The organism is Paenalcaligenes sp. GW821-LYS-B07-1 (assembly GCF_058803365.1).
On the sequence record NZ_CM179516.1, the window covers coordinates 1547944 to 1561275 of the forward strand.

Here is a 13332-nt window from a genome sequence, read left to right on the forward strand (position 1 = left end):
ATTGAGGAGACAAACAATGAATACGACGCATAAACAAGAGGTGTCTAGGGTCATACGAGCTTCAGTCATAGGAGCCACCATAGAGTGGTATGACTTCTTTTTGTACGGTGTGATTGCTGGGCTGGTATTTAACAAACTGTATTTCCCCAGCGATGATGCTTTTATTGGCACGATGCTGGCGTACACCACCTTTGCTATAGGTTTTGTAGCACGGCCTTTAGGGGGCGTAATTTTCGGCCATATCGGCGATAGAGTAAGTCGCAAAGGAGCATTGATTGCGACACTGGTCTTGATGGGGAGCTCTACAGTCGCTATAGGGTTTATCCCTTCTTATGACAGTATAGGCGTTTGGGCTCCTACTCTTTTGCTGCTATGCCGTATTTTGCAAGGTATAGGTTTGGGCGGAGAGTGGGGCGGTGCTGTGTTGATGGCCTATGAGTACGCACCTAAAGAGAAGCGAGGTTTATATGCTTCATGGCCACAGGTAGGGTTGGCTTTAGGGTTGTGCTTGGCATCAGGGGTGGTAGCCATCTTGACGGCAGTACTAAGCACTGAGGATTTCTATGCCTGGGGTTGGCGCGTCGCGTTCCTGTTGTCGGCACTGCTAGTGTTTTTAGGGTTGTACATTCGTGTGGCGATTAAAGAAAGCCCCGAGTTTGAAAAGCTGAAAGCCAGCAACGCAGAAAACAAACAACCCTTTATCAGTATGTTAAAGCAGTATCCCGGCAACATTATCCGAGGAATGGGGGCACGTTACATAGACGGTGTGCTGTTCAATATTTTTGGTGTGTTTAGTATTAGCTACCTGAGTAATGACCTGAATATGGACAGGACAACGGCGCTCACAGGTGTGCTGATTGCCTCATTGATTATGTGTTTTAGCATTCCATTTTTTGGAGCGTTATCAGACAAAGTAGGGCGTACTAAAACCTATTTCTGGGGGGCTATCATCACGGGCTTTTCTGCTGTGCCAGCTCTGTATTTCATGACCACCCATTCAGACAGTACCCTAATAGTCTGGCTATCTATCATCATACCTTTTGGCATTTTGTACGCGTCTGTGTATGGCCCTGAGGCGGCCTTGTTTTGCGAACTGTTTGAGACGGATGTACGCTACACCGGCATTTCATTTGTCTATCAGTTCTCGGGTATCTTTGCCTCGGGTATTACGCCTATGATTGCCACTGCTCTGTTGCACGCTAACGATGGACAACCTTGGTACGTAGCAAGCTATGTGGTATTTGCTGGGTTGGTATCGGCGTATAGCGCATGGTCTATCAAAAAATCTAAGCAACAGAAAACCGACCGGCAGAGCGCTATATTAAGGGGGCATGTATCGCAGGGGGCTGAGTAATAAAATACGAATGCAGTACACAAAAATGCCATGACTGAGTACATGGCATTTTTTTATGTACAGCCTAGACAGTGGCTAAGGGCGATGCCATCAGTCAGGAAAGATTTGCAGTAGAAAATTATCTCGTAGTACGGATTGAGGTATTGGTTTCCAGACACAGTGTGTTTCCGACAAAATGTGATGGTTATCTATGGGGCGATAGCACACGTCACTTTTCATCAGTTGTTGCATAGATTGTGGCACCAGTGCTATGCCTAAGCCCTGGGCTACTAGTTCTACGATGGTGAGCCAATTGCGGCTTTCATGGCTAATGCGAGGGCTAAAGTCAGCCGTGGCACAAATCGCCATGATGCGATCGTGGTAGTGCGGCGAAAGACTGCGTGGGAACAGCAGGAAATTCTCGTGCCGCAGTTGTTGTATAGACAGTTGTGGATGTTGGCTTAGGGGGTGATTGGTGGGCAAACAGCACAGAAATGGCTCAGCTAAAAATAAACGGGTTTGTAGGTCATCTTCGTCTTGATGGTTATGCACGAACCCTAAATCTATTTGCTCGCGTTGCAATGCTTTAATTTGTTCGCTGGAGTTCAACTCTTTTAGTGATACCTCTACATCGGGGTAGCGGTGCTGGAAGTGTTTGATGTGCTGGCTTAAACCTCTAAATAGCATAGAGCTGGCAAACCCCAAACGTAGTTGTCCTGAGATACCCTTAGCGACTTGCTCCCCTACGCGGCGCATATCATTTGCATGTCGTAATAGGTGTAATGCTTCCTTGTAAAACAAAGCGCCAGCAGCTGTTAATTGCACGCTTTTATTGGTGCGGTCAAAGAGGCTAAACCCCAGCGACTGTTCCAGTTGTTGGATGCTCATGCTCAATGGTGGCTGCGAGATGTGCAGTCTTTTTGCAGCACGCCCAAAATGCAGCTCCTCCGCTAGCACTACAAAATGCATGATTTGTTTCAAGGTCATCATTGTTGTCCTATCTATATATTTTTTATATCAAACAATCCGAATAATATATTTTACTTAATTATGGTGGGTTGCCAAGATAGGTGTCAGAACAGTATTGGACGCTGAGCCAAATAAGGAGGATGAGATGAGCGAGATACAGAATTCGCAGCATACTGTAGATATTCCTGATGCCAAGGGCGTGAACGTATTTGAGCAAGACCCTGCGTTGCAGAGCTTATTACAGGTTTATCTGGAGCCAAAACTATTACAGCATTTGTGGCCACACTTCACGCGCTTGGGTAGTGACGTGGGTGGGCAATTGGACGAGTGGGCGGCAACAGCAGATAAAAATCCCCCTTTTTTGCAGTACAGAAATCGACAAGGATTTGATGAGCAAAAAATCATCAAACATCCAGACTATATCCAGCTAGAGCGCAAAGCGTATGGCGAATTGGGCTTAGCCAGAATGTCGCATGTGCCAGGCGTTTTAGATTGGCCAGAAGTGATGCCACCCATGGCTAAGTATGCGCTGACCTTTTTGTTTGTACAGGCAGAGTTTGGGTTGTGTTGTCCGGTGAGTATGACGGATTCACTGACTCATACCATGTGCAGATTTGCACCTAAAGAGGTGGTAGAGCGTTATTTTCCAAATCTGACCACCCCCGACTTTGATGCCCTGACACAAGGGGCAATGTTCATCACAGAGCAAGGTGCTGGCTCAGATGTATCAAGAATTACTACCGTTGCTTCCGAGAAAAACGGAGAGTGGCTGTTAACCGGCGATAAGTGGTTTTGTTCTAATCCGGATGCGGGTGTAGCGATGGTCTTGGCGCATGTAGAGGGTGCGCCAGCAGGACTTAAAGGGCTGGGACTGTTTTTATTGCCGCGCCATCTGGAAGACGGTAGCACCAATCACTATCGTATTTTGCGTCTTAAAGACAAGCTGGGTACACGCTCTATGGCCAGTGGCGAAATTTCGCTAGAAGGAGCAAAAGCTTACTTAATCGGTGAGGTAGGACGCGGTTTTCAGCAGATGGCTGACATGATCAACTTGTCACGTCTGTCTAATGGGGTGCGTGCGGCTGGGTTGATGCGTAGAGCCGTGGGAGAGGCGCTGTATATTTGCCAGCATCGACAAGCCTTTAATAAAGCTTTGATCGACATGCCTTTGCAGCAAAAACAATTGTTGAAAATGATGCTGCCTAGTGAACAGGCACGCAGCATGATGTTCCATACCGCTTTTCTGATGCACCAAGCCAAGCAAGGTGACACTGATGCCGCGAAGTGCGTGCGTGTGTTGACACCGTTGATCAAATTCCGTGCATGCCGGGATGCTCGTAAGGTCACGGGTGATGCTATGGAAATTCGAGGCGGTTGCGGCTACATAGAAGAATGGTCGGATCCTCGTATTGTGCGTGATGCGCATCTGGGTTCTATATGGGAAGGAACCAGCAATATTGTGGCGCTTGATGTGATGCGAGCCATCAAACGAAATCAGGCATTGGAGTTTCTGGATACGTATTTACAGCATTTGCTCAGTGAAAGCACATTGCCTGTCGAATCACGTCAGTTGTTGACAGCTAAGCTTGCCGATGTAGTGGCATTTGTCGGGCAAGTAGCCCAAGCTGAGGATGAGCAAGACACTCGTAAAGCCGCCTCCGCGTTGTATCACATTTGTACTGCCATCATGATGGCGTGGGAAGCCTCTACGTTGAAAAATGAAGGCTGGGCACGTTTGGCATGGGCGCATCTAGTCGTGCGTTACCGCTTGTCTGCCTACGACCCATTGCGCGCTGATAAACAGGCATCACAGACGAGTGCCCTTCAGCATCTGCTATTGCAGCAGCCATTAACTCAAGAACAAGCGTTGAGCTTGTTAGCAGAGTGATGGAAGGGGGAGTAGCGATGCAGCGTAGCGCGTTGGACGGTATTCGTGTACTGGATCTTAGTCGTGTTCTGGGAGGGCCTTTTGCAGCGCAGGTGTTGGCGGATCATGGCGCGAGTGTGATTAAGATAGAGCCGCCCACCGGTGACGACACGCGGTTATGGGGGCCTCCGTTTAGGCAAGAGAGTGCCGCCTATTTTGCAGGTATTAACCGTAACAAGCGTGGCATGGTGGTAGATTTCAGTACGTCAGAAGGTCAGCAACTCTTGGCCGAGTTGCTGACACGTGCTGATGTACTTATTGAAAACTTCAAAATCGGCACATTAGAAAAATGGGGGTTAGGCGACGTACTACAGCGTTTTCCTCGCCTGATTCATTGTCGCGTGTCAGGCTTTGGGGCAGACGGCCCTCTGGGGGCGTTGCCGGGTTATGACTCTGTGATTCAGGCCATGACAGGGCTGATGAGCGTAAACGGTGATGCTGGTGATGAGGCTTTACGTGTGGGATTACCGGTAGTAGATATGGTCACTGGTATGAATGCTGCAATGGGGGTATTGCTGGCCTTGCAAGCACGGCAGCACAGTGGTCAAGGGCAGTTTGTAGAAGCCGCACTGTATGACAGTGGTATCTCGTTGTTGCACCCTCATATACCTAATTATTTATGGTCAGGGAACATTCCCCAACGGTCAGGCAATGCACATCCTAATATTACGCCCTACGATGTGTATCAAAGCGGTACAGCGCCTGTGTATATAGCCGTTGGCAACAACCGGCAGTTTGCCAAGTTATGCGCATACCTTGGGCTACCTTCTATTCCCGATGATGAGCGGTTTTCTAGCAATGCGAATCGCTGTCAGCATAGGGTAGAACTCAAAAACATACTTGAAAAAGCCATGTCGTCCCACGATGGTAAGCAACTGGCTGCGGAGCTTATACAGCAAGGCGTACCGTGTGGTCCTATTTTGGATGTGGCCGAGGTCGTGCAGCATCCTCATACGCAGCATCGTCAAATGTTGGTGGCTATTGGTGAGCAGTACCAAGGTATTGCTTCGCCCATTAAGTTGGCGAATACCCCAGCTCGTTATCGTTTACCGCCTCCGCAGTTTGCTGAGCATAGTGCAGAAATTTTGCGTGAGTATGGTTTCGATGAGGCAGCCATTACACGGTTGCTTGAGCAGAAAGTGGTACAGCAGCAGTAGCCAAAGGAGGGCGCTGTCTATACCGCATGAAGGGCTGATACACATTGCATAGCAATGAACACTAGAACAAAACAATTATTACGATACAGGAGGAGCAATGAAACTCAATTATTTGATGTTTCTAACAGTGCTATATGTGGTGGCAGCACAAGCAGTCGCTGCGGAACCACAAGAAATACGCGTGGGCTCTGTTATTTCGTTAACAGGCAATAATGCGCGCGGTGGTACGGGAATGCATGAAGGCATGCAAGTGGCGGTGGAGGTGTTTAACGACCGTCAATCTGACTACGCCATTCGCTTGCTCACCGTGGATGATGAGTCCGCACCCAGCAAGGCGATTGCGGCAGTCGCGCAGTTGTCATCACAACGTGTGGTCGCAATTACCGGTGGTGCTACTTCTGACCTAGTTGCTCCGGCTGCGGCTGCAGCTGACAAAGTGAGCATGGTGTACATCACATCTGGTGGCACGAGTGAGGAGTTTGTTAAGCAAGGCTACCGAAAGTTTTTTCGCATCAATAATACGCATGGATACGTGAATGCGATGACAGGGCTGTTTACTGACATGGGTATACAGAATATGTCGGTTGTGTATTCCACTCAGAAATCCACCTATGAATTGGCCAGAGTTGTAAAGCAGACCATGGAGGCCAAAGGGGTCACCGTGCATATGCATCCCTTTGATCCGGCAATTCGAGACTTCAAGCCCGTCGTTAACAAAGTAAAGCTATTGGATCAGCCGGAGTTGATCAATGTGCTGGGCTATGAGAATGACTACGTGGGCTTTTTACGGGCAGCGCGTATTTTACAACCTGATGTCAAAGCCATTGTGGGCGTATGGCAAATTGCAAACGCCAAGATGTCTCATGAGTTTCCCGATTTAGTGCGCAATATATCCGGTACCGAAATGCTGCCGTATCCCGTGCATTTTAGCGATGAGGAGGGTCAGGCATTTGAGCACAGATTCAAAGATAAATTCAACAAAAGCCCAGACTATTTAAATGAATACGGTTATGTGCAATCCATGTTGCTGTTTGAGGCTATCGCAAGGGCGGCTGACCAAGGTGTGTTGAATACACCTGATGGCTTGGCTGACGAAATGCGCAATACCGACAGGCAAACCTTAATCGGTAGAGTCAAGTTTGAAGCGAATGGCGACAACCCCTATTTTATGCCAAACATCGGGCAGCATCAGGATGGCAAGGTGGTGCTGGTTTGGCCAGATCAAGCGGCAACGGGTGAGATGAATCTGCCCGGTGTGCCGTGGCAGGCACAGTAAGCTGTTATCGACATTTTTATAAAAAAAACGTGGAGACAAACTATGTTTGAACTGATTCTACAGGCCTTGTTTTCAGGCCTGTTAATTGGTGGTTCCTATGCGTTGATTGCATTAGGACAAGCCTTAGTCTTTGGGAACATGAAGATTGTGAATCTGGCACATGGTGAGTTGGTGCTACTGGCCGCTTACCTTGCCTACAGCTGTGAAATTTGGTGGGGACTCAACCCTATAGTGGCGATTCCTTTGGCCATGTTAGTAGTGTGTGTGTTGGCGGTTTCTATTTATCTGATGGTAGATAAGATCCGTTTGGACCGAGAGCTGAATTCCTTATTGCTGACCTATGGTGTCGCCATTGTGCTGACAAACGTGATTTTGCTGATTTGGAAGTCTGATGTACACGCCAGTGGCACGCCGTGGTTTCAAGAGGCACTGGTCATCAAAAATCTCTACAGCATGAATAGTGAGTGGTTCTTCTTCTTGGTCAGCATGCTGTTGTTGTTGGTGTGTGGTTGGTGGTTGCGCAAAAGCTGGTATGGGCGGGCGGTACGTGCAGTGGCCAGTAATAGAGATGCGGCAAAACTCATGGGCGTTAACCCACGTCAGACAGAAATGTTGTCGTTCGTGGTGGCGGGATTATTGGCTACCTTTGCAGGTGTGGCTCTTTTTAGTACCACATTCATTCAACCAGAGTTGGGTAATTTGTTGACCATCAAAGCCTTCATTATCACGGTGTTGGCCGGTGTGGGATCTATTCCTGGTGTGTTCTTAGCCTCTGTGCTGTTGGGTGTTGTGGAGTCGTTGACTATCACGCTCTTTAGCTCATCGCTACAGGAGTTAACCGGCATGGTGCTGTTCTTGCTGGTGTTGTTTGTGATGCCAAATGGCTTGTTTGGACAGAAAAGGAGAGCCGCATGACACAGCGTGTTTGGTTAGTAATGCTAGTGGTGGGTTTTTATGTGTTGGTGCCTTTGGTGTTGGGCGATAACTTCTATTTGTATAGCTTGTTAATTGCGGCCTTAACGATTGCGGCGATTGCTACGGCATGGTCGTTACTCAGTAACTTGGGTGGCATGATGAGCTTTGGGCATGCCGCCTTTTTTGGGGTGGGGGCATACACTTCGGCCTTATTGACGATGCAAGTGGGTATGCCGGTACTGTTGTCTATGGTGATTGCCGGCGCTTGCACAGCTGTGGTGGCTATTGTGATGCTGCCTACGTTACGGCTATCAGGGCCTTATTTCTCACTGGCGATTTTGGGGTATGCACACATCTTCAAAATTATTGCTACAGAGTGGCGAGGGTTAACCGGTGGTGCAGGTGGTTTAACGGGTATTCCGGCATTACCTACCTTTATGGGATTAGATTTAGGCAGCAATTTGGGCAGTTATTTGCTCATTTTGACGGTAGTGCTGCTGTTTATTGTCGCGTATTACGTGATCAGCAAAAGCTATTACGGTTTAGCGCTTAAAGCGATGCACGAGTCAGAAACGGCGACCCGTGTTATTGGCGTGAATAGTTTTTGGCTTAAAGCCTTAATGCTGTTTATTTCTGCTTTTATGACTGGGCTAGTCGGGGCGTTTAATGCGCACTACATCAACTTTCTAGAACCTAGTTATGCCTTTGACTCCAGTTGGACGCTTATACCGATTATCGCAGCAATTTGTGGTGGTTATCGCAGCATCATTGGGCCGTTTGTAGGGGCGATTGTGATTTACCTGATGGATCAGTTCTTGTTCAAAAACTTGATTCCTACTGGGCATCAAGTGATTTTAGGCATGTTATTGGTCGGCATGATTATCTTAAGACCTTCAGGTTTGGTGAGTTTACTGCGCTATAAAAAACAAGGGGGACACCATGCTTGAACTTGATCAAGTCACTATACGTTTTGGTGGATTAGTAGCCGTCAATCACGTGAGCTTCAGCATGCAACAAAATGAAGTGGTGGGGCTAGTAGGTCCTAACGGTGCCGGTAAAACCACCTTGTTTAATGCAGTATCGGGATTGGTGCGTCCTAACTCGGGGCAAATACGTTTTCAGAAGAGCAATATCATGCGTATGCCCTTACATAAGCGTGCCCGTCAGGGGATAGGTAGATCCTTTCAAATTCCGCAACCACTGCATCAATTGACGGTGCGTGAAAATCTGTTGGTGGCGCAGCGTTTTGGCATGGGCCACGTAGACATGCAGAAAATTGATGAGATTCTGAACTTTATGGGGCTAGCCCATAAGGCCGAGAGTCAGGCAGCCACAGACTTAGCGCTTACTGAATTGAAAGCGTTAGAAGTCGCCAAAGCCTTGGCGACGGAGCCCAAATTGCTGTTGTTAGATGAGGTATTAGCAGGGCTAGAGGTGAAAGGTAAAGCGCACTTTATGCGGTTGTTAAAAACGTTACAGCAAGAGCGTCAGATAGGCATTTTGATTATTGAGCATGATATTGAAACCATCATGCAGCTTTGCAATCGCGTGTGTGTATTGAACTTTGGTCAGTTGATTGCCGATGGAGAGCCCGAAAAGGTGTTCAAAATGCCAGAGGTAATGCAAAGCTACACAGGAGAAATACATGCTTAAGGTAGAGACAATCCAAGCCGGTTATGGCGATATCAATATCTTGTGGGATGTGTCCCTTAGTGTAGAAAAAGGTCAATTCACCACCATTATTGGTACGAATGGTGCAGGTAAAACCACCTTGCTACGAGCCATTATGGGGCTGATTCCTCTTAAAACAGGGGCGATACGCTTGGAAGGAACAGACATCAGCCGCTATCAAACATGGGATATGAATGAACGCGGTTTATGTCTGATTCCTGAAGGACGAATGGTGTTTAGAGAAATGTCCGTGGAAGAAAACTTGATGATGGGGGCATATCCCCAAAAAAGCAGGGCTAATGCAAAGCAAAACCTAGAGTCTGTATATGCACGTTTCCCACGGTTAAAAGAGCGCTATAAGCAATTGGCGGGTTCGTTATCGGGAGGTGAGTCGCAAATGTTGGCGATGGGCAGGGGCTTAATGTCTGAGCCAGACATAATCTTGATTGATGAACCTTCGCTGGGGTTAGCTCCCGTCATTGTGAACGATATTTTCGATATTCTGCGGGGCCTAAAGGACGAGGGGAAAACCATCGTATTAGTAGAACAGAATACGCATCGTTCGGTTGAGATGGCTGATCACGTGTATTTAATGCAAAGCGGCAAAGTTATTTTGTCGCAAGATGCGGCCGATGTGGATTTGGATGCGTTGCATGATTTGTATTTTGCACGATAGCAAGGAGGATATATGTCAGAAGTGCTTACGTATACGGTGCAGGATGGCGTAGCAATCCTTGTCTTTGGGCAAGGTAAAGTAAATGCCTTGAATTTGGAAGTAAGAACAGCGCTTTATAACGCTATTCAGCGTGCTCAAGACGATGTGCAGTGTCAGGCAATTGTATTGGTAGGTAAAGGCAATAGCTTTAGTGCGGGGGCGGATATTAACGAGTTCAATACACCCAAAGCACACGCTACACCCTCTTTGGGAGAGCTATTGGCACGCGTACAAGCAAGTACTAAGCCTGTGGTAGTAGCGATACAGGGCGTGGCACTAGGCGGTGGTTTTGAACTGGCGTTGGCGGCGAGTTATAGGATGATACATAGCACGGCCAAACTAGGGTTACCCGAGGTGAATTTGGGATTGATTCCTGGCGCAGGTGGAACGCAACGTTTACCGCGCATTGTGGGCGTGGGAGTTGCGGCAAAATTGATTGCCACGGCACAGAGACTAGAAGCCACTGAAGCCTTGAGTTTAGGTGTGGTTGATGGCGTATCTGAGCATGATGTCTTAGCAGATGCTGTGCAGCTAGCCAAGCAGAAAGCCCCTGAGTTTATTGCCTGCCCTGATGATTTGCCGGCGCTAACACTTACAGCCGAGGATGCCCCGCAACTGCAAGCGCTAAAGGCGTCGTTAACTAAGCGCAAACGGGGTTACCTCGCGCCAGTGGTTGCTGTGGAATGTGTAGAGCAAAGCACGCATCTTACGTTGCAAGAAGGGTTGAGGCATGAGCGAGGGCAGTTTCAGTGGTTGATGCAAGGTACGCAAAGCAAAGCGTTGCGGTACTTGTTTTTGGCTGAGAGACGTACTCACGATGGGTTGCACACGCAAGCCGTCAACGACGGTTTCGCTAACGTAGCCGTAATCGGTGGCGGGCTGATGGGGCGTGGCATCGTTATGTCGTTGTTGGATGCTGGATTACAGGTCGTGTTGGTAGAGCAAAGCGTGGCCGCGGAGCAAGCAGCGGTGCAGGGCATTAAACATGCCTACCAAGGACAGGTGGACAAAGGGCAACTGAATAAGGCACAGCAGGATGATCGTCTGCAAAGATTACATAGTACGGCACAGATAGCTGCTATTGGGCACGTTGATTTGGTCATTGAGGCCGTGATTGAGGACATGGAGGTTAAACAAGCCGTATTTGCGCAGTTGGATGCGCAGTGTGGCCCAGAAACTGTATTTGCGAGCAATACCTCTAGATTGGACATTAATCAGTTGGCGGCGGCTACCCGTCGTCCTGAGCGTTTTCTGGGCTTGCACTTTTTTAGTCCTGCCAATCGCATGCCCTTGCTAGAAGTGGTGCAAGGAGCTCGTACTGCCCAGGTCGTGATGGCAAAAATCATGAGCTTTGCGAAACGTCTACGCAAGATTGCCGTGCCTGTAGGCGTGTGTGAAGGGTTTGTAGGCAATAGAATGCTGACGGCGTACAGGCGCGAAGCTTCATTTTTGCTAGAGGAGGGGGCCAGCGTAGCACAGGTAGACGCTGCGCTGTACGACTTTGGCATGGCAATGGGGCCTTTCGTGATGACGGATATGGCTGGGCTGGATATCAGTTGGGCGGCTAGGAAACGGTTGGCTGCGAGCAGAGATCACACCATTCGAGACAGCAAAATTGGGGATAGGCTGTGTGAACTGGGGCGGTTCGGTCAGAAGAGCTTAGCTGGATACTATCGATACGAAGCCGGAAGTCGTCAACCCCTAGAAGATCCCGTGGTGGCAGAGGTGATTCAGTGTTGTGCGCAGGAGGCGGGTATTGCTCAACAACCGTGGCAAGCAGCGCAGATTGTAGAGCGGGTCATGTATGCATTGATTAATGAAGGAGTACACCTGCTAGCCGAGGGCATTGCTAGACGAGCTTCCGATATTGATTTGGTGTATGTGCATGGTTATGGCTTTCCCGCGTATAGGGGGGGACCAATGTTTTATGCCGATACGGTGGGGTTGCAGCATGTTTATAGTCAAATACGGGAATGGGAGCAGCTGTTCGGCAAACATTGGACTCCATCGCCGCTTTTTGCCGAGTTAGTGCAAAAACAGCAACGACTATCCGACTATCAATCAGAATAAGGAAAAACAGTGAAAGAAGTGGTGGTGGTTTCTACAGCTCGTACTCCCATTGGTAAGGCATACAGGGGGGCGTTTAATAATAGCTATGGGGCAGAGTTGGGTGCGCATGTAGTACGGGCAGCGCTAGAGCGAGCAAAGGTCGAGCCGGCCGAAATTGATGAAGTGGTGTTTGGTGTTGGGCGTCCTGAGGGCACAACGGGGGGCAATATCGCCAGACAGATTGCGTTGCATGCAGGGATGCCAGTGAGCACATCAGGGATGGTAGTTAGTCGGTTTTGTGCTTCCGGTTTACAAGCTATTGTAAGTGCCGCACATCGTATTTTAGTGGATGGTCTGCCGATGGCAGTAGCGGGTGGTATGGATGTAATTAGTCTGACTGTAAATGAGCACACGAATACGTGGTATCAGCAAGCACCTTGGCTAAAAGAGCACTGTCCAGCCATTTATAGCAGCATGATACAGACAGCAGAAAATGTGGCTAAGCACTATGGTATTACTCGAGAACAGCAAGATGAGTATGGGTTGCAAAGCCAACAGCGTGTCGCTGCAGCGCTAGCAGCAGGGCGGTTTGAGCAAGAAATAGTGCCGCTTACTACGACCAAGCTTGTGAAAGAGAAAGAGACTGGCACATGGCAAGAAGTATCGGTATGCCTACAGCAAGATGAAGGGATTCGAGCTACAGATGCAGCATCGTTAGCAACGTTGAAACCGGTATTGGAGGGAGGTACGGTGACGGCAGGAAATGCGAGTCAACTGTCTGACGGTGCTAGCGCATGTGTAGTGATGGACAGGCGTGTAGCCGAACAACGAAATGCCGATATTTTGGGTGTGTTTCGAGGCTTCGCGGTGAGTGGATGTGAGCCAGGGGAAATGGGCATAGGTCCTATTTATGCTGTACCCAAGCTCTTGAAACAGACTGGATTACGAGTGCAAGATATAGGTTTGTGGGAGCTAAATGAGGCTTTCGCCGTACAGGCGCTATATTGTCGTGATTATCTAGGTATTCCTAATGAGGCGCTGAATGTGAACGGCGGAGCTATTGCGATTGGTCATCCCTTTGGCATGTCTGGAGCACGCATGGTAGGTCATGTGTTGCTGGAAGGTAGACGTCGTGGTGTGCGCTATGTGGTGGTCACTATGTGTGTGGGCGGTGGCATGGGTGCTGCGGCATTATTTGAGGTGACGCCGTAAGCAGGATGATGTGATGATTATTAGGGCTCAAAACTTACGAATCTATCTTGTGCTATTGAGTAAGAGGTGAGCCATACAAAAAGGGGTAGAACAGTAATGTTCTACCCC

The 13332-nt window shown here is 48.7% G+C and carries 11 protein-coding genes; 10 read left to right on the top strand and 1 reads right to left on the bottom strand.

Translation table 11 applies throughout. From position 1 onward, the window contains the following. Positions 1-16: 16 nt before the first annotated feature. Complete coding sequence (locus AC3QL0_RS07355; protein WP_493010753.1) at positions 17-1354, top strand: MFS transporter; 1338 nt, start codon at positions 17-19, stop codon at positions 1352-1354. 90 nt (positions 1355-1444) lie between these two features. Here AC3QL0_RS07355 and AC3QL0_RS07360 read toward each other — a convergent pair whose 3' ends face one another. Continuing rightward, positions 1445-2323, bottom strand: coding sequence for a LysR substrate-binding domain-containing protein (locus tag AC3QL0_RS07360; RefSeq protein ID WP_493010754.1), 879 nt, complete (start codon positions 2321-2323; stop codon positions 1445-1447). 124 nt (positions 2324-2447) lie between these two features. On the opposite strand from AC3QL0_RS07360, the gene AC3QL0_RS07365 reads away from it, so the two are divergent. From AC3QL0_RS07365 to AC3QL0_RS07405, 9 genes are all read left to right on the top strand, one after another. Next, the gene (locus AC3QL0_RS07365) at positions 2448-4190 is read left to right on the top strand and encodes an acyl-CoA dehydrogenase family protein (RefSeq protein ID WP_493010755.1); all 1743 of its coding nucleotides are present in this window, start codon (positions 2448-2450) and stop codon (positions 4188-4190) included. A 17-nt stretch (positions 4191-4207) separates the two neighbouring features. Continuing rightward, positions 4208-5386, top strand: a complete 1179-nt coding sequence (locus AC3QL0_RS07370; RefSeq protein WP_493010756.1) for a CaiB/BaiF CoA transferase family protein — start codon at positions 4208-4210, stop codon at positions 5384-5386. Between the two features lie 97 nt (positions 5387-5483). Continuing rightward, the gene (locus AC3QL0_RS07375) at positions 5484-6662 is read left to right on the top strand and encodes an ABC transporter substrate-binding protein (protein ID WP_493010757.1); all 1179 of its coding nucleotides are present in this window, start codon (positions 5484-5486) and stop codon (positions 6660-6662) included. Between the two features lie 42 nt (positions 6663-6704). After that, positions 6705-7577, top strand: coding sequence for a branched-chain amino acid ABC transporter permease (locus AC3QL0_RS07380; protein ID WP_430219624.1), 873 nt, complete (start codon positions 6705-6707; stop codon positions 7575-7577). Continuing rightward, the gene (locus AC3QL0_RS07385; RefSeq protein WP_493010758.1) at positions 7574-8524 is read left to right on the top strand and encodes a branched-chain amino acid ABC transporter permease; all 951 of its coding nucleotides are present in this window, start codon (positions 7574-7576) and stop codon (positions 8522-8524) included. The genes AC3QL0_RS07380 and AC3QL0_RS07385 overlap by 4 nt, the downstream gene beginning before the upstream one ends. After that, positions 8517-9230 carry an ABC transporter ATP-binding protein gene (locus tag AC3QL0_RS07390; protein ID WP_493010759.1) on the top strand — a complete coding sequence of 238 codons (714 nt, stop codon included), beginning with the start codon at positions 8517-8519 and terminating at the stop codon, positions 9228-9230. The genes AC3QL0_RS07385 and AC3QL0_RS07390 overlap by 8 nt, the downstream gene beginning before the upstream one ends. Next, positions 9223-9924, top strand: coding sequence for an ABC transporter ATP-binding protein (locus AC3QL0_RS07395; RefSeq protein ID WP_493010760.1), 702 nt, complete (start codon positions 9223-9225; stop codon positions 9922-9924). The genes AC3QL0_RS07390 and AC3QL0_RS07395 overlap by 8 nt, the downstream gene beginning before the upstream one ends. A gap of 12 nt (positions 9925-9936) precedes the next feature. Further along, positions 9937-12033 carry a 3-hydroxyacyl-CoA dehydrogenase NAD-binding domain-containing protein gene (locus AC3QL0_RS07400; RefSeq protein WP_493010761.1) on the top strand — a complete coding sequence of 699 codons (2097 nt, stop codon included), beginning with the start codon at positions 9937-9939 and terminating at the stop codon, positions 12031-12033. A 9-nt stretch (positions 12034-12042) separates the two neighbouring features. Continuing rightward, positions 12043-13224: an acetyl-CoA C-acyltransferase gene (locus tag AC3QL0_RS07405; RefSeq protein ID WP_493010762.1), complete on the top strand. Its 1182-nt coding sequence runs from the start codon at positions 12043-12045 to the stop codon at positions 13222-13224. The last annotated feature ends 108 nt before the right edge of the window (positions 13225-13332 follow it).